Genomic DNA, 22,824 nt, shown 5'->3' with positions numbered 1-22,824 from the left:
CATCGTTTCTACCACCAGTTGCTTGAATTCTGGTGTATATCGTTTATTTGGTACTCCTTTTGGCATAAAAATCACCCCACTTGTTATTCAGTATATCATACTGTCTAACAAATGGGGTGCAGTTCAGAAAAAGGATTCCAGCTTTTTTTTATTTTATCAGGATTTTACTCCATTCCAGGATTGTTCCATTTTTTGTAAAAAATACCGATGCAAAATCCTACCTTTTCACTTTGTCATGTGGTAGAATAGGCATACAAAGAGGAACTCCTCTAATCTTAAAGCAATCTTAAAGATTTTTTCCCTGTTTTCTTAAAGGGAATCTTGCTACAATAAAAAGCAGAAATTTGGAGGTGTATGAACCATGTATAATATCTTGATTTGTGACGACGAAAAGGACATTGTGTCCGCTTTGTCCATTTACCTTTCTACGGAAAATTATAAAATCTTCACGGCATTTACGGGAAAAGAAGCTTTGGACGTGGTTGCCCATAACGACATCCATCTGGTGCTCATGGACGTGATGATGCCACAGATGGACGGCATTTCCGCCACAGCAAAACTGCGGGAACAGTACAACATTCCCATCATCCTGCTGACAGCAAAAAGTGAGGACAGCGACAAAATCCTTGGGCTGAATATCGGCGCTGACGACTACATCACAAAGCCCTTCAATCCCATTGAGGTTTTGGCAAGGGTCAAATCCCATCTGCGCCGTTACACTTCTTTGGGCGGCATGGCAAAAAAAGCTTCCCATCTGGTCATCGGCGGCATCGACTTGGATGATGATTCCAAGACCGTTACCGTGGACGGAGAACCTGTTTCCCTGACACCCAGTGAATACAACATTCTGAAACTGCTCATGGAAAACCCCGGACGGGTATTTTCCTCCAATCAGATTTATGAACAGATCTGGAACGAGGACGCTTATGGCTCTGGCAGTGTCGTAGCCGTGCATATCCGCCACCTTCGCGAGAAAATCGAAATCAATCCCTCCGAACCCCGTTACCTGAAAGTGGTTTGGGGCTTGGGCTATAAAATGGAGAAGGAGGCGAAGGAATGACAAAAGTGACCCACAATCTGGGAATCAAAGTGACATGCATCTTTCTGGTGATGATCACAGGCATAACCGCCTTTTTCAGCATTGTCGGGATATTGTTCGCCGGAGAAAGCGGCATTTTCAGCGACCAGAAAAAATCCTATTATGATACGCCTTGGTGCGAAAATACCACCTACAGTTATTCCGATAACGTGGTGCGCTGGTATATAGATGGCGCGGAACCAGAAGAAATTGCCAGCATCTTTTCCAACGGCAAAACCAACTTTGCCTTTGAGCTGTATGACTACAACGGCAATCTGGTTATAAAGAGCGAATTGCCGGAAAAAATCGGTCTGACCACATCTTATTCTTTCTATTACAATGATGCGCGAGATATCAGCGGCGAATATACTTATTTTGATAATGCCGTTGCTTATACCGTTGTTGGCTATGTAACAGACCCTCTTTCCGCACCGGATAACTACTGGCTCAGCTATCGGCTCTATAATCTGACCATGTCATTGGGTTACTGGCTGTTCCTCATTGCCCTCGTGAGTCTGTTTATACTGGCGGCATCCTTCATTTATCTGCTTTGTGCCGCAGGGCATCGAGGCGAAAGTGAAGAAATCATTCTGAACGTACAGGACCGGATTCCGCTGGATATTTACCTATTACTCTGGTTTGGCATAACATCCTTGACCATGGGCATCGTTTCCGGCGGCGCTTATTACGGCGATTTAGATGTTTCCCGTATGATGGCTGTCTTTTTCGGATTTTTCATACTGGAAGCCTTGTTGCTGGCTTTGATTATGACCATGTCCACCCGTCTGAAAAAAGGCGGCTGGTGGCGAAATGCCCTTTCATATTATGTAGTGAAATTCCTCTGGCAGGTATGCAAAGCCATTCTCAGCACCATCGGTGACGCCATTCACGCTTTGCCCAGCACATGGAAGGTTGCAGTCGGCTGGCTGGTGGTATCCTCCATCTATCTTACCAGTACCTATGCGGCAGGCGTTGTGATGATACTGAATTTTGTCCTGCTCATTGTGTTCTGTTCCATTGCAGCACAGTGGCAGAAACTAAGCCGTGCCAGCAAACAGCTTTCCGCCGGCAATCTGGAATATAAGGTAGATACACGCCGTATGTTCCGTTCCTTCCGCCAGCATGGGGAAGATCTGAACAATATCTCCGAAGGCATTGCCATTGCCCTGAATCAGAAAATGAAAAGCGAACGTCTGCGGACAGAGCTCATCACCAACGTATCCCACGATATCAAAACGCCACTGACATCCATCATCAACTATGTGGATTTGCTGAAAAAAGAAGAACTGACCGGACAGGCTTCCGTTTATATCGAAGTGCTGGACCGCCAGTCCCGCCGGCTGAAAAAACTGACGGAAGACCTGGTGGAAGCCTCCAAGGCATCCACTGGCAACATCCATTGTTCTCTGGCATGCACAGACATTGTGGAACTGGTACAGCAGGCTGTGGGGGAATATGAAGAAAAACTGGCGGCATCCCAGCTGGAAGCTGTTATCAACGCACCGGAAAACGAAATCGTTTATGGTCTGGTGGACGGCAACCTCATGTGGCGTGTGCTGAGCAATCTGCTGAGTAACGCCTGCAAATATTCCCAGCCCAATACCCGCGTTTATATACAGATCAAACAAAATGCGGATCTGGTATTTATCACAGTGAAGAACATCTCCCGGGATCAGCTGAACATCGACCCTGATGAACTGATGGAACGTTTTGTCCGTGGGGACAGCTCCCGTTCCACAGAAGGCAGTGGTCTGGGGCTGAACATTGCCCGTTCTCTGGTGGAACTGCAAAAAGGCAAGTTCTTCCTTTCCATTGACGGCGATCTGTTCAAAGCGCAGATACGTTTTGCTCGGGCATCACTGCCGGAAGCACAACCCAATCCGGAAGAAACAACAGCAGAAAATTGACATTGCAAAAAAGATAACAATTTTACGTACTGACAGCAGAACAGACAAGAGCGGCTTTTTCTTCTCTTGTCTGTTCTGTTTTTCTTTGTCCTTTGTCCCATTTTTTTCAGAAATTCTCCTTTTTTTCTCTCTTTGAAACACCGCCTTTGCACTTTGATGTTTTCCCGTTTTTTTGCACGCAAAATATTGATTGTTCGTTTTTTCATACTTTTTATTTGACAAAAAATATACGATCTTTTTTGCTTTTTATAGGCTCTCCATTTGGAGAAAATGCAGGAAAAGTCCAGTTTCTTCGCATTCCAACTGGTTTTTTCTCCCCATTTTGTAGTTTTGCATCCAAAAATGTCCTTCCTGCCATATTGCCGTATTCAGAAAAAATCAACCGCAAAACAGCTTTTCTTTTCTCTACAATATTTCCATATTTAATGAACTGCTTTTCATTACTTATGGTGTAAACTTAATAAAAACAGTCGTTCATATCGTTTTCTTGCCAAAAGTATACGAAATAATACACAAACTTCCCCTACTTTGTAGAAATTTTCACAGTGCCACTTGCTTTTCCTGCCAAAAGTGATATACTATTATTGCAAGCAGAAGCGAAACCAAGACCTTTCTATCGTGAAAATGGACAGATGCTGTACTTTTTTTCATTCGTTGAAAGGAATTCGCTTTCTTACAGGCAAAGAAATGATTTATTGTAAAAAATATCAATAAAAAGGAGAAGTGAAAGACATGAGAATTTCCGACAGAGTGCAGGCAATGCAGAACTCCCCTATTAGAAAATTCAACCCTATGGCTGAAGCAGCTGAAGCAGCTGGCGTTAAAATCTATCACCTGAACATTGGTCAGCCCGATATCGAAACACCTTCCGTATTCTGGGAAGCAATCAAAGGCTTTGACCAGAAAGTACTGGCTTATGCTGGTTCCTGGGGTCTGCCTGAACTGCAGGACGCTATCGTTGATTACTTCAAGAGATTCGATATGAATCTGGAAAGAAACGACGTTCTGATCACAGCTGGCGGTTCCGAAGCACTGACACTGGCTTTCCTGTCCATCATCAACCCCGGCGACGAAGTTATCGTAGCTGAACCTTACTACACAAACTACCTGACATTCATTCAGGCTGCTGACGGTGTTGTAAAACCCGTTACTACATACGCTGAAGAAGGTTACAAATACGCTATCAAAGAAAGACTGGAAGCAGTTGTAACAGACAAAACAAAAATGATCTCCATCGTTAACCCTGGTAACCCTACAGGCTGCATCCTGTCCAGAGAAGACATGAGAGTTATCGCTGACTTCGCAAAAGAACATGATCTGTGGATCCTGGCTGACGAAGTTTACAGAGAATTCGCTTACGACGGCAGAGAAATGACATCCTTCGGTCAGCTCTCTGACATCGAAGACAGAGTTATCATCATCGACTCCGTTTCTAAGAGATTCTCCGCTTGCGGCGCTCGTATCGGCTGCATGGTATGCAAAAACAAAGAATTCATGGCAGAAGTATTCAAGATCGCTATGGGTCGTCTGTGCGTACCTACACTGGACATGGTTGGCGCTACAGCAATGTACAAACTGCCTGCTGACTTCTTCAACGATGTAAAAGCTGAATATGAACACAGAAGAGACGTATCTTACGAAGCTCTGAAAAAGATCCCCGGCGTTGTTTGCGAAAAACCCGGCGGCGCTTTCTACATCACATGCAAACTGCCTGTTGAAAACACAGAAGATCTGCTGCTGTTCCTGCTGAACGAATTCAGAGACAACAACGAAACAGTTATGTATGCTCCTGCTGAAGGCTTCTACGCTACACCCGGTCTGGGCAAAAACGAACTGCGTATCGCTTACATCCTGAACGCAGACGATATGGCTAGAGGTATCGAACTGCTGGGCAAAGGTATCGAAGCTTACAAAGCTGCAGGTCACAAATAATTCGACTGCAACATCAGCCATTTGAATATGGCATTGCCTACACAAAAAACAAACAGAGAGAAACACAAGTTTCTCTCTGTTTTTCTTTTGCCCAAAATACGAAAAAAGAAAGCTGAAATTCTTTATACTACAAGGATTTCAGCTTTCTTTGGTTTCTTCTGAAATTTATTCTTTTGGCTTTGCTTCTGCCCATGTATGGCGGTGCAGCTCCCCTTCCTGGAGCATGCCGGGAAATCCCTGCTGACGCAGTGCTTCATAAATGATAATGGCTACGGAATTGGACAGATTCAAACTTCTTGCCGCTTCCAGCATGGGAATGCGGATGGCTGTATCCGGGTATTGGAGCAGGATTTCCTCAGGGATGCCTGCACTTTCCTTCCCAAACATCAGATAGTCATTTTCCCCAAAAGTCACATCGGAATAAACATGTTTCGCCTTTGTGGTTGCCATCCAGATTTTTGCATTGGGGTTTTTGTCCAGAAAATCCTGAAAATTCTCATAATACCGAATGTCCAGCAGTTTCCAGTAATCCAGCCCTGCCCGTTTCAAATATTTATCCTCTACAGAAAATCCCAAGGGCTTAATCAGATGCAGCACCGTATTGGTCACAGCACATGTTCTGGCAATGTTGCCCGCATTCTGGGGGATTTCCGGTTCTAATAACACAATATGCACATTTTACCCTCTTTTCCGTGGAAATTTTCTCTTATTTTAGCATAAAAAGAAATTTTGTTCAATATTTCCACTTTCTGGCACTTGACGGATTCCTTTTTATCCTTTATTATTATATAAGAATAATTATTAGTTAGGAGGGTTGCCTATGAAAGAAACAGCACAAGTGCTGCGTGAAAAAGGGCTCAAGGTAACACCCCAGAGAATCGCTGTCTATAATATGCTGCTGCATTCGACAGAACATCCCAATGCGGAAACCATTTACCGCACATTGGAAGCCACCAATCCTACCATGAGCTTGGCTACCGTATATAAAACTCTGGACTTTTTCAAGCACCTTGGACTGGTACAGGAATTGAACGTGGGGGAAGGAAGCGCCCGCTATGACGCACAGGTGCACTGCCATCCTCATACCGTCTGCACCGTTTGTGGCTGCGTTTCAGACTTATATAATGATGAATTGACAGACCTCCACAAAAAACTTTCCAAACCACTGGATTTCGAAGTGGCCTGTGAACAGTTGATTCTTTACGGAAAATGTGCTGCCTGCAAAAAGGCCGAAGAAGAAGCGTAAACTTTTTCATACAGCATCCAAACATGACAGGAAGGTACAAAACAAAAGTTTTGTACCTTCCTGTTTTTTATTTTTGCTGTGCATCCTGCAAATATCGTACGGATTCTTGCAGATGGTCTTGATAATATGTATAGAAGTTCTGTATCCGCCCCAACGTCTGCGCATTTTGGGCAACATCGGGATTCTGCCGGAAAAATGCCTGCAAATAACTTTCCCCATCTCCATAGACATAGTCGCTTACATCATAAGCCGCATATTTTTCGTCCTCAAATACTTTTCTCTCTTCCAAATCCTCAAAAGATACAGTCTGCCCATGGATGAAAGCACAAGCATCATCCTTTTGGGTTTCTTCCCTATCGTAAACCATGACATAAAAAAGCGGCAATTCTCTGGTGACATCGGCATAATCTTGCAAAGGCACCTGCACAGACAGCACCATGGCATATTCTCCTTGCGCGCCAATGAGTCTGCCAAAACTATCGTAAGTGCTCCAATTCAGCCCCATCAGTTCATACTGTTTCTCAGGAGAAATCCTTTCATCCCAAATAACTCCTTCCGGCGGGTCCTGCACCGTCAAACACATTTCACTCTGGATACGGTTCCCCGGCAGTACCGGTGACACCGCCGACACAACTTGTCCTTTTTGGAATTCCGGCAGATTTTCATAAGCCTGCTGGTAGGCTTCTTCTAACACTGTCCTCCGGTATTTTTCTTGCGCAGACTTCTGGAAATAAAATGCCAAACTTTCTTCCACTTCTTCCGCCTGTAAATCCGCTTCCGGGTTCGGGTATTCCATCGTTTCCCCCGCAACAGACATATCAGAAAAATCCACACTGCATTTCCAGTCCTGACCGAAAGCAAAACCGTTATTGGTCAATATCAATTCATACCAGTCGTTTTCCAGGGGTTCTTCCAACTGCGCCAGATCATAAGATTCTGACAGGTCTATAGTCATGGTGCCCTGAGAATGCGCGGCAATGTCTGTATGATGAAAGATAACCTGTCCGCCGTCTTTTTGCGGAATTTCCACACCCGCTTTATACTGTATGAGCCGCAGATCTGGCTGGAAAGAAAGATTCCGATCCGATTCATTTTCCACCCAAACCGAAACAACGCCGTTTCCTTCATATGTCCCCTTCAGCTGTACCTCATCTCCCTTTAAAGAAGAAAATTTTGCCACAGCAAAGCCTGTCACCATCAAAAAACAGAGAATCGCCGCAGCCAAAACCACAGCTTTCCGCAAGCCTATCTGCGGCTTTTTCTGTACCGGAAAATGCACCCCCGTTTTTTGAGAAAATATGTCCTGAATATGTTCCAGATTTTCCTGCTGGAATTTCTGCATCCTCATCCCTCCTGTTCCATTTGCTTCCGCATTTTTGCCTTGATACGGTAAAGCCGATTTTCTATCTGTTTCACAGACAACCCCAATGCCACCGCCATTTCCTTGGGCTTTTGCTGGTAAACATACCGCCGCAGCAGGATTTCCCTCTCTTCTTCCGTCAACTCTGCCAATGCCTCTTGAAGCCCCTCTCTATTTTCCATTTCCGGCTCCACGCCCATTTGCGCCAGCACTGTTTCCTCCAAAGGAATGGTCTGTATCTTTGTTTTTTGGCGATAGCGGTCAATGGCTTTGTTTCTGGCAATGACAGACAGCCATGCCTTTAGACTGCCCCTGCTTTCATCATATTTCTGGGGATGTTTCCATAAATCAATGAATACATCTGCCACACATTCCTCCATATCCTCAGTGATTCCCACCTGACTGAGCACCGCTCCCACAATAGACCACAACAGCCGACTATAACGACAGATGATCTTCTGCATTGCCTGTTCATCTCCAGCCTTGATGGCATCTATGATATTCTTCTCCTGCAATCCACACCCTCCTTTCTGAAACTGCCTTCTCTTATAGTACGAAAAAAATCAGAAAATCACTTCCCAAAATCAATATTTTCTCCCCATGTTCTCCATTGACGTCCAAATGTCCTTCATGTTATAATATCGATAGACGATATCGACACACGATATTCAAATGTTTTACAAAGGAAGTGATGGCTTTGGCAAAAAAATCACTGGAAATTTTAACAGAAACCATGTTTTATGTCTTGATGGCATTTTTGAAAACAGATATGTGCGGCACTGATGTTGCCGCTTTCATCGACCAGAAAACAAAAGGGCGTATCCAGATGGGGCCTGGTACTCTCTACACCATACTGGCGAAATTCCAATCCGAAGGTCTTTTGGAGGAAACGGAAATCCAAGGACGAAAACGCACCTACAGCATCACCGATCGGGGACGGCGCATCTACGCCGAGGAAGTGGAACGGCTTCGCCGCTGTCTGCTGGATGCGGAAGAGGAGGCACACACAGCGTTATAAACAAAAGGAGGGGCTTTCTATGAAACATCGTTTATATTTACCAACTTTCCTGCCAGTTTCTTTTCCTGATGCCATGGAAACCTTTCTGGAGGACATGGCAAAAAAAGGCTGGTTCCTGAAAAAAGTAGGCTATTTTCTGTCTTTCTGTCAATTTGAAAAAGGCACCCCTGCCCCCGTCCGCTATCGTCTGGAACCCATTCCCGACACTGTGCGGACACCTTCTGCGGAAATGGTACAATTTTACGAGGAATTTGGCTGGAAATATCTAACGCCTTTTTCCCATTTCTTTTTCATATTCGTTGCGGAAAATCCTGATACACCGGAAATCCACTGTGATCCGCTGGTACAGGCAAAAGGCTACAAACGGATGTGCCGGAATTTCAGCGTATTTGGATTGGCTGCCCTTGTGTTGCTGGCAATCTTTCTGGGAATTCCCCTGTATCATCCATCCTTCTTGCTGGAGCGTCCCCGTTTTTCTGCTTTTGCTCTGGTAACACTGTTGGCATTTGCTGTTTTGATTCTCTGGTCTGTCCTGCGGCTTTGGAAGATTTACAGAAATCTTTCTCAGGGGAACCCTCTCAGTCACCACAAAGGATACCTGAACATCCTTTCTTTGCAGACCATTGTGCTAGCACTATTTGTGCTGTTCCTGTTGCCTTTCAGTGACAAATTGGTGGAATGGGACGAAAACGACCAAATCACCCAATCCCTGACGGCCGTGGAAGAACCCCTGCCCTATGTACCTTTGGCGGAAATGGGCATTTCTCCCGACTGGGTGCAGACCCCTTACGACCCCATTACCATTGGCAATGAAAACAGCGACTCCAATTATGTACGCAGCCGCACAAACTTCCTCGCACCTACCACATTCCACATCAGTCAGACGGCTTATCACACAGACCCTAACCTGCCAGCCGTTGCCACATCCATGACTTCTTATTACGGGGAAATGTCAAATTCGTTTCTGGCAAAAATCGTGGGCATGGATTTGGCAAATCTCTATGCAAGTACCCCCGGCATATCAGGCTACAAAATGGAAAAGAAACCCCTTTCCCTGTCTGGTTTTTCGCAAGCCTATTATGGCGATCTCCTTGGCAATGCGCAGCTTCTTCTGCTGCGGCAGGAAAACCGGGTGCTGATAGTCCATTACGCTGGTGATGCTTCCCTGAAAGACCATGTGGAAGATTTTGCGAAACTCTTTACACAAACATACACGCCTTTATAAGAAAGGAGGGCATAACATGGCCTATATTCGCCGTTTGATTCCTTGTGCCCCATATGAAATAAAAATTTTTGAAGCTTGGCTGGAAGAACTGGCAGAAAAAGAAGGACTGTTTCTGGTTTCCTGCCGCCGTGCCATTGCCAAATTTGAAAAAGGCACACCAAAACCCATGCGCTATCGAGTAGATGCAGACCCAGACCGCTGCTGGGACCCCAGTCAGGAACGGCAGCAGCTTTATGAAGAATTTGGCTGGAAATACATCGACAATCGTTCGGAACATCTGGTGGTCTATGGCACCGATGATTTTTCTCTGCCAGAGCTGCACACAGATGCGGAACTGCAATTGGAGACCCTTGGGAAGCTTCAGAAAAAATGTCTGCAGAGGGCGCTCCTTGTGTTCTGCCTTTTCCCCCTATGGCTGCTTTTACATATTTCCGCCGGCAACTGGCTTTACTGGCTGCACCATTCCGCTTTGATCTCAGCTTTTGTCCTGCTTCTGTTTTTTTATTTTCTTGATACAACGAAGGAAATTCGACAGCTGCAAAAACTGAAAAAGCAGATCTTTGAGGAAACAGACGTGACCGAAACAGAGGATTTCCACAAAGCAAAAAGAAAACTACTCCTTCGGACATGTTGCCGCATCACCGCAGAAGTTTTCCTCTTTCTGCTCCTTCTGTCTCCTTTTTGGATACAAAACTGGAACGAACGCATTCCCTTGTCTGCGCAGAACAGCACAGAGCTTCCTACGCTCTCTCCTGCCGCTTTTGGAAGCCATAAAAATCTATCGGATAGCAGCTATTTTTCCTACTACACCTCATTTCTGGCTCCTGTACAGTATGAAATTTTTCAAATCAGTGACGATTTTTATTTGGATACCCAGTATTTCCAATGTCAATCAGAATTTCTGTCCGAAAGCATCGGCAAAACTTATCTGATGACAGAAGCCGACAACAACCTGAACAAAACGGAAACACAAACTCTCGCCGATGGTACCAAACTGGAGTACCGGGCAAAAGACTTTCAAAACTATCTTGTCATCCAAAAGGGTTCCCGTATCTTGCTTCTCAAATCTTATACCGAAATCGATCTTTGGGAAAATCGCGAAAAGTTTCTTCCTCTTTTGGACAAAACCTACTCTCTGCCGGAAGAAACCTGATTTTTTTGCAGAAAAAAAGACCAGACATTAGGGGCATCTTCATAAGAAAACAAATAAAGCCAAAATCCTTATGATTACAAAGGATTTTGGCTTTATGATTTTGTTCAGATTTTATTTGTTATGTTTTCTTATGAAGACAGCCGTCACAATTCCCCTTAAGAAATCAAGGAAAAAAAATCAATGTTTTCTTAAGAGGAAGTTGCTTTTATCTGGTCTTTCGTATTTTCTTACTTTGTTTCTTTGTTGCGAACAGCACGCAGAATGAATTCTGTGTGGTATTTTACATGACCCTGTGCCATAGTTGTACCTTCTTCCACGTCGTGGTTTTCGATGGCACGGATGATGCCTTTGTGATGTGCCACGATAGCAGGGATAGAAGAATCCAGTTTCAGGTGTGCCATACGATAACGGTACAGCTGAATCTGCAGGTTATTGAAAATCTGAATCAGTTTGTCATTGTCTGTGGATGCAAAAATCACATTGTGGAACTGTTCGTCGATTTCTGCAATTTCTTCCAGTGCTTTTTCGGAAATTGCTTTTTCAAAGCGTTCTTCCAGGCTTTTCAGTTCTGCCAGACCCTCTGCGCCCATTTTCTTACAAGCCAGACCAGTTGCCAGACCTTCCAGAACACCTCTGACTTCCAGGATGTTGATGATGTCTTTTTCGCTCATATCCAGAACCTGCGCGCCTTTTCTGGGCACCAGTTCTACCAGGTTTTCCAGTTCCAGCATACGCAGTGCTTCTCTGACGGGTGTACGGCTTACGCCCAGTTTTTCTGCCAGCTGGTTTTCCATCAGTCTTTCACCGGGAACCAGTTTGCCTGTCAAAATCGCGTCTCTCAGTGTATTGAATACAACATCCCGCAGGGGAAGATATTCGTTAGAATTGATATTAAATCTTGTGTCTGCCATCAGTCGTTCTCCTTTCCTTCTTGCCATGGGGCACATGGTAAATCTGTGTCACAAATACATCTCTCATGGCGAACTGCTTCCGCAGGATTTTCGCCGCTTCCTTTGCCCTTTCCTGTTTGGTAAACAAACCGAAAACGGTAGGACCGCTGCCGCTCATGAGGGCGCCTTCCGCTCCGTTTTCCAACATACTTTCCTTGATATCAGCGATTTTTGGATACATGGGAATGGTGACTGTTTCCAGCACATTTCCCAGCAGCCGTCCCATGGCAGGCACATCGCCTTCTGCCATAGCCGCCAACATACCTTTGGTATCAGGGTGGTGTTCTACCTGGTCCCATTTCAGGCTCTGATAGACCTTCGCTGTGGATACGCTTACAGGCAGTTTTGCCAGTACCACATAGCAGAATGGACAGGGAGGCTCAATATTGGTCAGCACTTCACCCACGCCTTCTGCCAGCACCGTTCCCCGGCGCACACAGTAAGGGATATCTGTTCCCATGGTCAAAGCCAGCTCTTCCAGCTTTTTCGCGGGCAATTTCAGCGAAAACAGCTTATTCATGCCCACCAGCACTGCCGCGCAGTCTGCGCTGCCGCCAGCCAGCCCTGCTGCCACAGGAATGCGTTTGTCAATCTGAATTAAAACGCCTTCCTTAATGTCATAGGTGCTGCGCATGAGTTCTGCCGCACGCCAAGCCAGATTGCGGTTATCCGCAGGCAGCCAGCTTACGTTGGATTCCAGACGGATTTCATTCTCCGGAATTTTCCGCAGAACGATTTCGTCATAGAGCCCTACGGTCTGCATGATCATCTGCAATTCGTGATAGCCGTTGTCCCGCTTGCCTGTTACATCCAGTGTTAAGTTGATTTTTGCCCGTGCTTTTAATCTGATTTCTTCCACGTCGTTCCCTCGTTTTTTCTATACTGTATACAAGTCTTGTACCTATTGTACATGAACTTAGACAAAGAAACAAGCGGCATGTTATACAAAAAACAAAAAAATCTTCTGGCAGATACTACCCAAAAAACGCCAAAACATTGCTTTTTCCACCAAAAAACGCAAATCCGACACCTGCCTTTGCAAAACACTTTTCGCCATTTGTCGTCTATTATGTACGACAAGGCTATGGCACAAAAAAACAGCTGGAATCCTTAGATTCCAGCTGTTTTCATCAGGAATGTTTTACATTCCGTTTTGATTCTGGTTTGATGAAAAAATCAGTCTTTTCTCATGTTTACAGATGCGATTTTGAATTTATCGTGTACGGCGATCATCGCTTCGTCAATATCCTTTCTGGGGATCAGCAGAGTGATCTTGATTTCGGATGTAGAGATCATTTCGATGTTTACGCCTGCATCATACATTGCTTCAAAGAACATCGCCGCAACACCGGGGTTGGTTGCCATACCTGCGCCAACGATGGACAGTTTTGCAACGTTTTCGTCGTGAGCGATTTCCTGTGCTGTCAGTCTTTCTTTGTTTTCTTCCAGAGCCTTCAGGGCAATGTCCAGATCTTCCTGACCGATGGTGAAGGAAATATCCTGTCTGCCGTCATGTCCGTTGGACTGCAGAATGATATCTACACTTACCTTTTCTCTTGCCATCAGATCGAATATTTCAAAAGCCTTACCGGGCTCGTCTTTTACACCTAAAACTGAAATACGGGATACATTTTTATCCGCAGCTACACCGCTTACCAGCATTCTTTCCATCTTGCATTCCTCCTTCACTTCTGTACCGGGCGCGTCAGACATACTGGAGCGCACCACCAGTTTTACATTGTACTTCTTCGCCACTTCCACAGAACGGCAGTGAAGCACTTTCGCACCCAAAGACGCCAATTCCAGCATTTCGTCATAGCTGATTTCATCCAGCTTTCTGGCATCTTTTACTACGCGAGGGTCTGCAGTGTAAACACCTTCTACGTCTGTGTAGATTTCACAAAGATCTGCGTTGAGGGCTGCTGCCAGCGCCACTGCGGAAGTATCGGAACCGCCGCGGCCCAGTGTGGTCATATCCCCCAGCATATTTACGCCCTGGAAACCGGTCACCAGTACGATGTTGCCCTGTTCCAGTTCGTTTTCAATGCGTTCGGAATGGATTTTACGAATACGGGCATTGCTGTAAGTATTTGTGGTTTCAATCCCAACCTGTACGGCATTAAGGGAAACGGCTCTGCCGCCCAGCGCATTGATTGCCATTGCCATCAGTGCTACGGACTGCTGTTCCCCAGTTACCAGCAGCATATCCATTTCTCTGCGGCTTGCCTTGGGATTGATTTCTTTTGCTTTGGCAATGAGTCCGTCTGTTGTCTTGCCCTGTGCGGACAGAACGACTACAACGTCATTGCCTTCTTTCTGTGTTGCCAGAATCCGCTTAGCAACATTGAACACTCTTTCTGCATTGGCGACGGAGCTGCCGCCGTATTTCTGCACAATTAACATTTTTCTACTTCCTCCTGTGATTCAGTCACTACTACAGCACCTTCCAAATCCGGCTTCAGCAGCGTCAGCTGCCAGTTGTTGGGCAGTGCTGCAAAGTAGGCGGACATTTGATTCCTGAATGTTTCAGCCTTGTCTTTTGTTACCATCGCCATCAAGGTAGAACCTGCGCCGCTCAAATAGCATGCCGTGGCACCGCTTTCCTTGGCTTTTGCAAATATATCCTCCATGTGAGGGATCAGTTCTTTTCTGTACGGCTGGTGGATTTTATCCTCCATGGCCATCTCCAGGTTTTCGAATTTCCCTGTCATCAAAGACGCTACCAATAATGCTGCCCGGGACACGTTAAATACAACATCGCTCCGGGAATAGTCTTTTGGCAGTACGCTTCTTGACCGCTCCGTAGAAACGGGGAAATCCGGCACCATTATAGCAAAAAATAAGTCGTCGGGCAACTCCAAACGTACATGTTTCATATTTTTTTCGCCCAGAGCCCCTACCACCATGCTGCCGAAAAAAGCAGGGTTGGAGTTATCCGGGTGACCTTCCATCTGGGCTGCCATTTCTGCCAGTTCTTCCTTGGTGCAAGGTCTGCCAGCCAGTTCATTTGCTGCCATGAGCCCGCCGACGATACAAGCGGCACTGCTGCCCAGTCCGCGCACCATAGGAATGTCGTCAGACTGGATCAGACGCACCCCAGGCATTTTCAGACCTTTTGCGTCGTAAAGCTTGCGCATGGTCTGATAAATGAGGTTGCTCTCGTCTGTAGGAATGGCAATGGGCTGTTCCTTGCGGATTTCGATTTCTACGCCCTCAGGGATTTCTTCTACCCACAAATGGTTGTACAACTGCAGCGCCACACCGATGCTGTCAAAGCCAGGTCCCATATTGGCAGATGTGGCAGGTACCCGTATATGAATCATAACAGAAGCCTCCTTTTTTCGTTTTTCCCCTTTTCATCACCGATTTTTGCGGTCAAAAACAAGACCCGCCTCATCCGCAGACGATGCGGGTCGATTTCCTTGCCATTTTATTTGCTTTTTCTTTCGTTTATTCTCTGCCGATGATCTTGATGGACTGCATGCCCTGCAAGTTTTCCAGCTGGGTCATGAGTCTGCCGAATTCACCCTGCATTTCATTTGTTTCGATGGTGATTGTCACGTTTGCAATGCCATTGATGGGAATGGTCTGGTTGATGGTCAGGATATTTGCGCCTTCTGTGGCAATGCTGTTGAGCACTGCGGAAAGGAGCCCCGGTGTATCATCCAGATTGGCTGCGATGGTGACAGTTTTTCCTCTCGTGTTTTCGTAGAGTGGATGGACAGCATCACGGTACTTATAAAAAGCACTGCGGCTGATGCCAACACGGTTCACCGCATCCTGTACTGTTTTTTCCTTCTTGCTTTCCAGCAGGTTTTTTACTTCCATAACCTTCAGAAAGATTTCAGGCAGTACGCTTTTGTCCACGATGAAAAAATTCTTATCTTCTTTCAATGTTTGTTCTCCCCTTTTGTATCTCTGATACATACATTTGTTTCTACTACAAGGAATATAGCACATTCTGTCCACAGTTTCAATAAAATGGGAGGGTTTTTTTTGAAACAATCCACTTTCTGTCTTTTGCACAAAAACTTTTGCCTCTTTTGCCATTCCTTTTGAAGAATTGCCTATGTTTTTTCGACGCCATCCTTCCCAATGCTCCTTTTTTCTGCTAAAATGGAAAGTGGTTGTTTCTGCCCCTCAGGTCGGAAACCCGAAACAGATGAAAAAGGAGTTCTTCATGAATAATCATACAGATCAGCTGCGGCACGAAGACTTGCTTCAGCTTTTTACAACGGAATACGAAAAGTATGCCAGCCGTATGGACCCGGAAGCCATGGACGGTCTTTGGGACATTGCGCCCATGGTTTTTTCCAAATGGTATTATACAGCACTGACGGGAGAAACCATACTGACCCCTGCCAACATCATCCACTGCGATGAGGAAGATCCAAAGGTGGAAAAGGCTTACATCCTTCATGTGGACAAAAAAGCCGCTGGCATGGAAAAATACAGCTTCCATCCCGTTTCCTACACATTGGAAAACCACCCCATACTGCGGGATATGCAGACCATACTGGATGCCTGTCTGCCGGACTGCACCGTTGACGAAAACGGCTTTTTCCTGCCGGAGGACAGAGCGGAACTGCTGCAAAAAATCACACTGCCTGACGGCTTTTATCTGGAATATCTCACACGGCTGTGTCAGCAGATGGGCTTTTTCCAGAAAGTTCCTGCCATCCATATCCATAAAGTGACCAAAAGCCCGAAAGCCGACGCTTTCTTTGGAAAAGAACCCAAAGAAGCGCTGGATACCCTCCTTTGGGAAGGCTGCGCACTGGCGGCGGAACGGCTCCAATACACCATGGACTTGGAACCGGGCATGGTCAGCAGCAGCTTTTTCTATCAGTATCTGGAAAACCACATAGACATCGATCAGGTCTTTGTAGACTTTTATAAACGGGTGGACATCGATCTGGAAAGCATCTGGAAAACGCCGCCTAATGAACTGACGGAAGAAGAACAGTCCATTGTATCCTCTTTCCTCTTTGCGGGCATTATGATGGACAAATGGGTATTCACGCCTCTTGGGCACTTTTTCCATGTGGTGCGCCCCATTTCCTTCACAGCCTTCCGTTTTTATCAGAACATCAATAATCTGGCGGCACTGTTCCTCATGCACCATAATCCCGGTGCGGAGCTGTTCACACCACCTTCCTATTGCAGTCTGACAGCCATCGGCATGGAACTGACGGCAAAAGAAAAGCTTTCTGTCAATAAGCAGAAAATGCCCAAAAACATTTCCTTTGAGCGCATCATGGAAGCCATCACACCGGAACTGGAACTGCGGTATTACGAAGAAATGCTGCGTTTTGAACTGGTGACCGATGTGGTTTCTCTCCGCGCCACATTGCAGAAGGACGAAAACCTCTGGAAAGAAGCGGAACTTTCCACAGAAAATCTACTCCATGATTTCTGTTGTGACATCTTCGCCGCTTTTGCCATGGAAGACACACGGGAATACGTTCTGTCCATCCCCGATGACAACGGCTTCCCCATGGAATACGCACCAGCCGCTTCCAAGCGCGCCATCAACAAAACAGACGGTCTGACACTGGGTGATCTGCCTTTACATATCGGCGATGTGTGGACACTGACACCGCCTTCCGGCAAAGCTGGTGCTCTCACCATTGAGGTGCTGGAGAAAAAGGCAAGCAATCCTTACCTCATGTATCCTCGTATTCGCAGACAAAGCGAAAAAATCACCGAAATGGAACAGATCGACGAAATTTATTAACATTATTACCATATAAGAAGGGACTTAAGATAAATCATGGAAACAAAACCTCTGATGCATCAGCATGGCGGCGATCTGGACGCCATCGAAAGAAAATACGGCATCTCCAAAGCGGAAATTCTGGATTTCAGCGGCAACATCAACCCTCTGGGCTTTCCTGAATCTGTGAAAACAGCACTTGCCCAGAATCTGGACATCATTTCCACTTATCCAGACAAACATTACACCGCTCTGCGGGAAGCCATCGGTGCATACACCGGCGCAAATCCCGAACATATCGTGGTTGGCAACGGCTCCACAGAACTCATTGGCACATTCATCAAGACCGTCAACGCGAAAAAAAGCCTTATCATGGGCCCTGCTTACAGCGAATACGAACGGGAAGTTTCTCTCACCGGCGGCACATTCGATTATTTCCCTCTGAAAGCAGAGGACGACTTTGTCATTGATCTGGATGCCCTGCTGGCAGCATTGACACCGGAAATCGGCATGTTCGTTGCCTGCAATCCCAATAACCCCACAGGCTCCGCTTTGACTGTATCCCAGCTGCGCACCATTCTGACCCACTGCAAAGAAACAGGGGCTTCCGTCATGATTGACGAAACCTATCTGGAATTTGCCGACAATCTGGATGAAATCTGCGCCATTCCTCTGGCTGCGGAGTTTGACAACCTCTTTGTCATCCGTGGTACATCTAAGTTCTTTGCGGCACCGGGCATCCGTCTTGGCTACGGCGTATCTTCCAACGAAGCTTTCCGTAACCGCCTTCAGACCAATCAGGACCCTTGGAGCGTAAACTCTCTGGCTGCTTTTGCCGGCGAACGTCTTTTCACAGACAAAGAATTCCATGACACCACAAAGAAACTCATTTCCGACGAGCGCAAAAAAGCGCTGGCAGAATTTTCTACATGGAAAAATATCAAGGCATATCCTTCCTCTGCCAACTTCATTCTGCTGAAGCTGCTGACAGACAAAATCACTGCCGCAGAGCTTTTTGAAAAACTCATCGTGAAAAAAATGCTCATCCGTGACGCTTCCAGCTTCGCTTTTCTGGATGAAAGTTTCCTGCGTTTCTGCATCCTCCGTCCCGAGGACAATGCTATGCTCATTGCAGAATTGAAAAAACTGGTAGAAGAAGCGTAAAAAACTGACAATATAAATCTTTCAAAACCACATATCCTAGGGAAGAAATACAACATTTTTTTCGGAGGATATTGGCAATGGAAACCCATGAAATCATAAGCCGCAAAACTCTTTGCGGCTGTTTCTCTCTGCTGCGTCAAAGTTTGACGAACTGGCAGGCAGGCAATCTGTATTTTCTCAACAGCCACGCTTTGTATCGACACCTTTCCGCCCTGCCCTGCGGCAAGGATACCGTCGGCGGCATACTGACCCAAATGGAAAGCTGCATCCCCATGGCATTGACGGCAGACAGTATGGAAAAATTCCTGCTGGCGAAAAATCCTGCGGAAGCGGAGGATTTTCTGGAAAGCACCAAAACGGATTTTCTTTTTCTGCTGCTGGCGGCAGGGAAAGACGATGTCCTGTGGCAGCATGTGATGGATGTCTGCGAGAACCTGCGGCAGAAACAAATGGATAAACCAAAAGAAAGGCGGTTTTGTTATGGACGAAAAACCTTATCGTGACCTAAATACCTATTACCGAAACATATTCGGCGGCAAAACTGCCAAAATCTCACTGGACGGCGGTTTCACCTGTCCCAACCGTGACGGCACCATCGGCACTGGCGGCTGTCTGTTCTGTTCCGCAGGCGGCTCCGGTGATTTTGCAGAAAGCGCTGCCCTTTCCATCAGGGAGCAAATTGCAAAGGGAAAATCCCAGACTTCCGCCAAGTGGGAGCATCCCCGGTACATCGCTTATTTTCAGGCATTCACCAATACATACGCCCCTGTGGATACTCTGCGGCAGAAATACGAAGAAGCCCTGTCCCAGCCGGACATTGTGGGGCTTTCCATTGCCACACGTCCTGACTGTCTGGGAGATGATGTAATCCAATTGCTAGCGGAGATGAACAGCAAAACAAAACTTTGGGTGGAATTAGGACTGCAAACAGCAAAAGAAACATCTGCCCATTTCATCCGCCGTGGATATGACAACGACGTTTTCACCGACGCTGTAAAACGCCTTGCCGCCCATGACATTTCGGTGGTGGCTCATGTCATTTTGGGACTGCCGGGAGAAACAAAAGAAGATTTGCTGAAAACCATGGACTACATCAACAGCCTGCCCATTGAAGGGGTAAAGCTGCAATTGCTTCACGTCTTGGAGCATACAGACTTGGCGGAACTGTACCGCAGCGGACAGTATACGCCCTTGACACTGGAGGAGTATATCGACCTGCTCTGCGCCTGCATCGCCCGTCTGCGTCCGGATATCGTCCTGCACCGGCTGACAGGTGACGGGGATAAAAACATCCTGCTGGCGCCTTTGTGGAGCCTGAACAAGCGCCATGTCCTCAACACCATCCATAAGACCCTGCGGCAGCGGAATATCCGTCAGGGCATGGACTTTGGGGAAAAATAGGCAAAAACCGCTATTTTTCGATTTTTTTCGTATTTTATGTTTTTCTTTTCACAAAAATATGTTATGATTAGGGTTAGCAGTACAGAAAGGAGGGGGTTCCATGTCCGAAGAATCCATTCGGCAGTTAGCGGAGCATAAGCTGATCATCCTGCATCTTTTGCAGAAAATGGGCATTGCTTTGTCAAACAGTGAGATTTGCCAGTTTTTGCTGGAAAAAAATTATATGGACTATTTTTCCATCCAGCAGTATCTGACAGAACTGGTGGACGCCGGCTGGCTGGAAAAATCATGGGAGCAGAACAACACACGCTATACCCTCACTGACGAAGGCGACGAAATCGTCAATTACTTTCTGAACCATATTTCCGAACACGCCAAAAACGAAATCAATACTTACGTGCAGGAAAACAGCAAACGCATCCGCGCGGAATACGCCGTTACCGCCAATTATTTCCCGGAAATCAACGATGATTTTCTGGTAAAATGCGGGCTGAATGACGACGACGGCAACGTCTTGATGGAAATCAGCGTTTCCGTTGTTTCCAAACAGCAGGCGCTAGCCATTTGCCGGAACTGGCGGAAAAACGTGAGCCATCTTTATGGCACCATCCTCACTTCTCTGGTAAAAAACACCGAAGCAGAAGGCGGCGGCTTCAAAGCCAAGGAACAGAATTTCCCCGCTCCCGTGGAAGAAGAAACAGAGGAAGCCTGATAGAAAATACAAAGCCGAGAATCTGAAAAAGATTTTCGGCTTTTTTTATTGTCTTTAATTGTACCCATACATTTATACCATATTGTATCCATACATTTTCCATTGTGGTCTGACATTCTCTGGTTTCTCCTTCCAGTTTCTGATATCCTCTTGTACAGAAACACATACAAGAAAGGACGGATATCTTGCGAACGAAAGAACTGACAAAAACCGCCGTTATGGCGGCATTGGTATTTGTAGCCATTTATGTGCTGAAAATACCGGGACCAAACGGTTACAGCCATCTAGGGGACTGTATGATTCTCATCAGTGTATTGCTTTTGGGAGGCAGAAAAGGCGCATGGGCTGGAGGCATCGGCGCCGCACTGGCTGACCTGCTGGGAGGATATATGCAGTGGGTACTGCCAACGTTTCTCATCAAAGCATTCATGGCACTCATCATGGGTTATGTCATCAACAAATGGCACCACAAGGGAAATTGGCTGGCTGGAGCAGTGCTGGGGGGTATTTTCCAGATCATGGGCTACACAGCCGTGAAGATTTTCTATTACGGCTTTGCCACCGCCATGGTCATGACACCGGGACTTCTGGTACAGACAGCTTTCGGTCTTGTACTGACTTCTATATTCATGGGTGTTTTGGGCACCACTGGCATTTTACGAAAAGTAAAGGAGATGTAGATATATGAAAAAATTAGACGCACATGCCCATGTGGGCACATTCGGCGGCTGGGCAAATGTTGCCATCACCGCAGAAGAACTGGTACAGCAGATGGACGACTGTGAAATCGAAAAAACCGTTCTTTGCAGCACGGGAAGTGACGACAATTTCCGCACAAAAGAAGCTATGGAAGCATATCCCCATCGTTTCTGGGGTCTGGTATACGCCAATCCTTTGGAGGGCGAAAAGTCCGTTCAGGAAATTTATGATTTGGTGCAGAACAAGGGTTTTTCCGGTATTAAGCTGAACCCCCTTCGCCATGCCTACGTGGCAGACGCGGAATGCCTTGACCCCATCATGGAAGCCGCCAGAGAACTGCATATTCCTGTTTTCATCCACAGCGGTCACGCACCTTATGCCCTGCCTTGGAGCATTGCTCTGCTGGCAGAACGGTTCCCTGATGTAAATATCGTTATGATCCACATGGGGCATGGGCACGGTGTTTACATCGACGCCGCTTTGAAAATGGCAAGACGCTATTCCAACCTCTATCTGGAAATGTCCGGTATGCCCATGAATTCCAAAATCAAAGAAGCCTATGAAACTGTAGGCAGTGACCGGATTTTCTTTGGCACCGACGCCCCTTTCCATCATCCCACCATCGAGATGCAAAAAGTAATCACCAGCGGATTGACGGAAAAAGAAATAGAAGATGTGTTTTACAATAACCTGCAAAAATTCATGGCGCAGTACGAAAAATGATACTATAAAAAGAGGAAGATTTCAAAAAAGAAATCTTCCTCTTAAACTATTAAAAAATAAATTTTATACCTTTTCAAGAACGTGGAAGGGCTTGGGAAACAAAGAGTCAACACATTTGCTCTGTAAATGTCAGCCATAAATGGTTGCCCGCATCTCTTTGCGGTGTGGGTTTCCCAACTGGAATCCCATGGGAAAAAGCAGGAGTTTCAAAGAGTACAATCTGATGGAACTCCTGCTTTATACTTCTGTCTACTCGTCAAAGGCTTGAATGAAATGAGCCTTTGACAAAGCAACTTCCCCTTAAGAAAACATTGATTTTCCTTTTTCTTGATTTCTTAAGGGGAATTGCAACGGCTACCTTCATAAGAAAACATAACAAATACAATCTTAATAAAATAAGAAAGCCAAAATCCGAGGGTATGAAGAAAAGTCTGTAAATAAGATTCTTCTATGATAAGACTGGGTGGAATGCTTTGAAATGAAGCACTCCACCTTTGTTTTATATATACCATCCAAAAGATGGCATGTCAATAACAGGCG

23 protein-coding genes are annotated in these 22,824 nt (G+C 46.0%); 14 read left to right on the top strand and 9 right to left on the bottom strand.

Translation table 11 applies throughout. From position 1 onward, the window contains the following. Positions 1-361: 361 nt before the first annotated feature. Together INF29_RS09720 and INF29_RS09715 are read left to right on the top strand one after the other, a co-directional pair. A complete protein-coding gene (locus INF29_RS09720) occupies positions 362-1,060 on the top strand; it encodes a response regulator transcription factor (protein ID WP_022254870.1) in 699 nt (232 codons plus the stop codon). Next, positions 1,057-2,985, top strand: a complete 1,929-nt coding sequence (locus INF29_RS09715; protein WP_193486322.1) for a sensor histidine kinase — start codon at positions 1,057-1,059, stop codon at positions 2,983-2,985. The genes INF29_RS09720 and INF29_RS09715 overlap by 4 nt, the downstream gene beginning before the upstream one ends. A gap of 211 nt (positions 2,986-3,196) precedes the next feature. On the opposite strand, the gene INF29_RS14940 is transcribed toward INF29_RS09715, so the two are convergent. Then, positions 3,197-3,325 (bottom strand): hypothetical protein, encoded by a 129-nt coding sequence (locus tag INF29_RS14940; RefSeq protein ID WP_272872648.1) that lies wholly within the window; start codon positions 3,323-3,325, stop codon positions 3,197-3,199. Positions 3,326-3,717: 392 nt separating this feature from the next. Between INF29_RS14940 and INF29_RS09710 the strand changes: the two genes are divergently transcribed. Then, complete coding sequence (locus INF29_RS09710; RefSeq protein WP_193486320.1) at positions 3,718-4,917, top strand: pyridoxal phosphate-dependent aminotransferase; 1,200 nt, start codon at positions 3,718-3,720, stop codon at positions 4,915-4,917. A 165-nt stretch (positions 4,918-5,082) separates the two neighbouring features. On the opposite strand, the gene trmL is transcribed toward INF29_RS09710, so the two are convergent. After that, a complete protein-coding gene (gene trmL, locus INF29_RS09705) occupies positions 5,083-5,592 on the bottom strand; it encodes a tRNA (uridine(34)/cytosine(34)/5-carboxymethylaminomethyluridine(34)-2'-O)-methyltransferase TrmL (RefSeq protein WP_072849901.1) in 510 nt (169 codons plus the stop codon). Positions 5,593-5,737: 145 nt separating this feature from the next. Here trmL and INF29_RS09700 point away from each other — a divergent pair, with 145 nt between their 5' ends. After that, positions 5,738-6,163: a Fur family transcriptional regulator gene (locus INF29_RS09700; RefSeq protein WP_072849903.1), complete on the top strand. Its 426-nt coding sequence runs from the start codon at positions 5,738-5,740 to the stop codon at positions 6,161-6,163. A 67-nt stretch (positions 6,164-6,230) separates the two neighbouring features. Here INF29_RS09700 and INF29_RS09695 read toward each other — a convergent pair whose 3' ends face one another. Beyond that, complete coding sequence (locus INF29_RS09695; RefSeq protein ID WP_193486317.1) at positions 6,231-7,505, bottom strand: hypothetical protein; 1,275 nt, start codon at positions 7,503-7,505, stop codon at positions 6,231-6,233. Between the two features lie 2 nt (positions 7,506-7,507). Further along, positions 7,508-8,038, bottom strand: coding sequence for a sigma-70 family RNA polymerase sigma factor (locus INF29_RS09690; RefSeq protein ID WP_193486316.1), 531 nt, complete (start codon positions 8,036-8,038; stop codon positions 7,508-7,510). A 182-nt stretch (positions 8,039-8,220) separates the two neighbouring features. On the opposite strand from INF29_RS09690, the gene INF29_RS09685 reads away from it, so the two are divergent. The 3 genes from INF29_RS09685 to INF29_RS09675 are packed head-to-tail and all read left to right on the top strand — an operon-like array spanning position 8,221 to position 10,919. Continuing rightward, positions 8,221-8,541 carry a PadR family transcriptional regulator gene (locus INF29_RS09685; protein WP_193486313.1) on the top strand — a complete coding sequence of 107 codons (321 nt, stop codon included), beginning with the start codon at positions 8,221-8,223 and terminating at the stop codon, positions 8,539-8,541. Between the two features lie 19 nt (positions 8,542-8,560). Further along, positions 8,561-9,766, top strand: a complete 1,206-nt coding sequence (locus INF29_RS09680; RefSeq protein ID WP_193486310.1) for a DUF2812 domain-containing protein — start codon at positions 8,561-8,563, stop codon at positions 9,764-9,766. Between the two features lie 16 nt (positions 9,767-9,782). Then, positions 9,783-10,919 (top strand): DUF2812 domain-containing protein, encoded by a 1,137-nt coding sequence (locus INF29_RS09675; RefSeq protein ID WP_193486307.1) that lies wholly within the window; start codon positions 9,783-9,785, stop codon positions 10,917-10,919. Positions 10,920-11,146: 227 nt separating this feature from the next. Here INF29_RS09675 and INF29_RS09670 read toward each other — a convergent pair whose 3' ends face one another. From INF29_RS09670 to INF29_RS09650, 5 genes are all read right to left on the bottom strand, one after another. Next, positions 11,147-11,830 (bottom strand): GntR family transcriptional regulator, encoded by a 684-nt coding sequence (locus INF29_RS09670; protein ID WP_072849913.1) that lies wholly within the window; start codon positions 11,828-11,830, stop codon positions 11,147-11,149. Beyond that, the gene (gene ispE, locus INF29_RS09665) at positions 11,811-12,728 is read right to left on the bottom strand and encodes a 4-(cytidine 5'-diphospho)-2-C-methyl-D-erythritol kinase (RefSeq protein ID WP_072849915.1); all 918 of its coding nucleotides are present in this window, start codon (positions 12,726-12,728) and stop codon (positions 11,811-11,813) included. Before ispE ends, INF29_RS09670 begins: the two co-directional genes overlap by 20 nt. Before the next feature lie 317 nt (positions 12,729-13,045). Beyond that, complete coding sequence (locus INF29_RS09660) at positions 13,046-14,272, bottom strand: aspartate kinase (RefSeq protein ID WP_022254882.1); 1,227 nt, start codon at positions 14,270-14,272, stop codon at positions 13,046-13,048. Continuing rightward, positions 14,266-15,192, bottom strand: a complete 927-nt coding sequence (gene thrB, locus INF29_RS09655; protein WP_191343757.1) for a homoserine kinase — start codon at positions 15,190-15,192, stop codon at positions 14,266-14,268. The genes INF29_RS09660 and thrB overlap by 7 nt, the downstream gene beginning before the upstream one ends. Before the next feature lie 127 nt (positions 15,193-15,319). Continuing rightward, on the bottom strand, positions 15,320-15,763 hold the full coding sequence (locus INF29_RS09650; protein ID WP_054329697.1) for an ACT domain-containing protein: 444 nt from the start codon (positions 15,761-15,763) through the stop codon (positions 15,320-15,322). Positions 15,764-16,049: 286 nt separating this feature from the next. Between INF29_RS09650 and INF29_RS09645 the strand changes: the two genes are divergently transcribed. The 7 genes from INF29_RS09645 to INF29_RS09615 all read left to right on the top strand — a co-directional run bounded on the left by INF29_RS09645 (position 16,050) and on the right by INF29_RS09615 (position 22,284). Further along, entirely contained in the window at positions 16,050-17,606 is a 1,557-nt protein-coding gene (locus INF29_RS09645; RefSeq protein ID WP_193486304.1) for a hypothetical protein, read from the top strand. Between the two features lie 36 nt (positions 17,607-17,642). Then, positions 17,643-18,749: a pyridoxal phosphate-dependent aminotransferase gene (locus tag INF29_RS09640; protein ID WP_243184139.1), complete on the top strand. Its 1,107-nt coding sequence runs from the start codon at positions 17,643-17,645 to the stop codon at positions 18,747-18,749. A gap of 77 nt (positions 18,750-18,826) precedes the next feature. After that, positions 18,827-19,252 carry a hypothetical protein gene (locus INF29_RS09635; protein ID WP_193486301.1) on the top strand — a complete coding sequence of 142 codons (426 nt, stop codon included), beginning with the start codon at positions 18,827-18,829 and terminating at the stop codon, positions 19,250-19,252. Then, positions 19,230-20,150, top strand: coding sequence for a TIGR01212 family radical SAM protein (locus tag INF29_RS09630; RefSeq protein WP_193486298.1), 921 nt, complete (start codon positions 19,230-19,232; stop codon positions 20,148-20,150). Before INF29_RS09635 ends, INF29_RS09630 begins: the two co-directional genes overlap by 23 nt. Positions 20,151-20,250: 100 nt before the next feature. After that, a complete protein-coding gene (locus INF29_RS09625; RefSeq protein WP_072849925.1) occupies positions 20,251-20,862 on the top strand; it encodes a DUF4364 family protein in 612 nt (203 codons plus the stop codon). A gap of 185 nt (positions 20,863-21,047) precedes the next feature. After that, complete coding sequence (locus INF29_RS09620; RefSeq protein WP_243184138.1) at positions 21,048-21,542, top strand: ECF transporter S component; 495 nt, start codon at positions 21,048-21,050, stop codon at positions 21,540-21,542. A 4-nt stretch (positions 21,543-21,546) separates the two neighbouring features. Then, positions 21,547-22,284 carry an amidohydrolase family protein gene (locus tag INF29_RS09615; RefSeq protein ID WP_193486295.1) on the top strand — a complete coding sequence of 246 codons (738 nt, stop codon included), beginning with the start codon at positions 21,547-21,549 and terminating at the stop codon, positions 22,282-22,284. Positions 22,285-22,824: the final 540 nt, after the last annotated feature.

Source organism: Anaerotignum lactatifermentans (genome assembly GCF_014982935.1).
Taxonomy (GTDB): domain Bacteria; phylum Bacillota; class Clostridia; order Lachnospirales; family Anaerotignaceae; genus Anaerotignum; species Anaerotignum lactatifermentans.
Note: the sequence above shows the minus strand (reverse complement) of the source record. Positions and strands in the feature narration are given on the sequence as shown.

Excerpts from the sequence above, each read along its gene's own strand:
- INF29_RS09720 (WP_022254870.1), top strand. The coding sequence starts at position 362 with ATGTATAATATCTTGATTTGTGACGACGAAAAGGACATTGTGTCCGCT.
- INF29_RS09715 (WP_193486322.1), top strand. The coding sequence starts at position 1,057 with ATGACAAAAGTGACCCACAATCTGGGAATCAAAGTGACATGCATCTTT.
- INF29_RS09710 (WP_193486320.1), top strand. The coding sequence starts at position 3,718 with ATGAGAATTTCCGACAGAGTGCAGGCAATGCAGAACTCCCCTATTAGA.
- INF29_RS09700 (WP_072849903.1), top strand. The coding sequence starts at position 5,738 with ATGAAAGAAACAGCACAAGTGCTGCGTGAAAAAGGGCTCAAGGTAACA.
- INF29_RS09695 (WP_193486317.1), bottom strand. The coding sequence starts at position 7,505 with ATGCAGAAATTCCAGCAGGAAAATCTGGAACATATTCAGGACATATTT.
- INF29_RS09680 (WP_193486310.1), top strand. The coding sequence starts at position 8,561 with ATGAAACATCGTTTATATTTACCAACTTTCCTGCCAGTTTCTTTTCCT.
- INF29_RS09675 (WP_193486307.1), top strand. The coding sequence starts at position 9,783 with ATGGCCTATATTCGCCGTTTGATTCCTTGTGCCCCATATGAAATAAAA.
- INF29_RS09670 (WP_072849913.1), bottom strand. The coding sequence starts at position 11,830 with ATGGCAGACACAAGATTTAATATCAATTCTAACGAATATCTTCCCCTG.
- INF29_RS09660 (WP_022254882.1), bottom strand. The coding sequence starts at position 14,272 with ATGTTAATTGTGCAGAAATACGGCGGCAGCTCCGTCGCCAATGCAGAA.
- thrB (WP_191343757.1), bottom strand. The coding sequence starts at position 15,192 with ATGATTCATATACGGGTACCTGCCACATCTGCCAATATGGGACCTGGC.
- INF29_RS09645 (WP_193486304.1), top strand. The coding sequence starts at position 16,050 with ATGAATAATCATACAGATCAGCTGCGGCACGAAGACTTGCTTCAGCTT.
- INF29_RS09640 (WP_243184139.1), top strand. The coding sequence starts at position 17,643 with ATGGAAACAAAACCTCTGATGCATCAGCATGGCGGCGATCTGGACGCC.
- INF29_RS09635 (WP_193486301.1), top strand. The coding sequence starts at position 18,827 with ATGGAAACCCATGAAATCATAAGCCGCAAAACTCTTTGCGGCTGTTTC.
- INF29_RS09630 (WP_193486298.1), top strand. The coding sequence starts at position 19,230 with ATGGACGAAAAACCTTATCGTGACCTAAATACCTATTACCGAAACATA.
- INF29_RS09625 (WP_072849925.1), top strand. The coding sequence starts at position 20,251 with ATGTCCGAAGAATCCATTCGGCAGTTAGCGGAGCATAAGCTGATCATC.
- INF29_RS09615 (WP_193486295.1), top strand. The coding sequence starts at position 21,547 with ATGAAAAAATTAGACGCACATGCCCATGTGGGCACATTCGGCGGCTGG.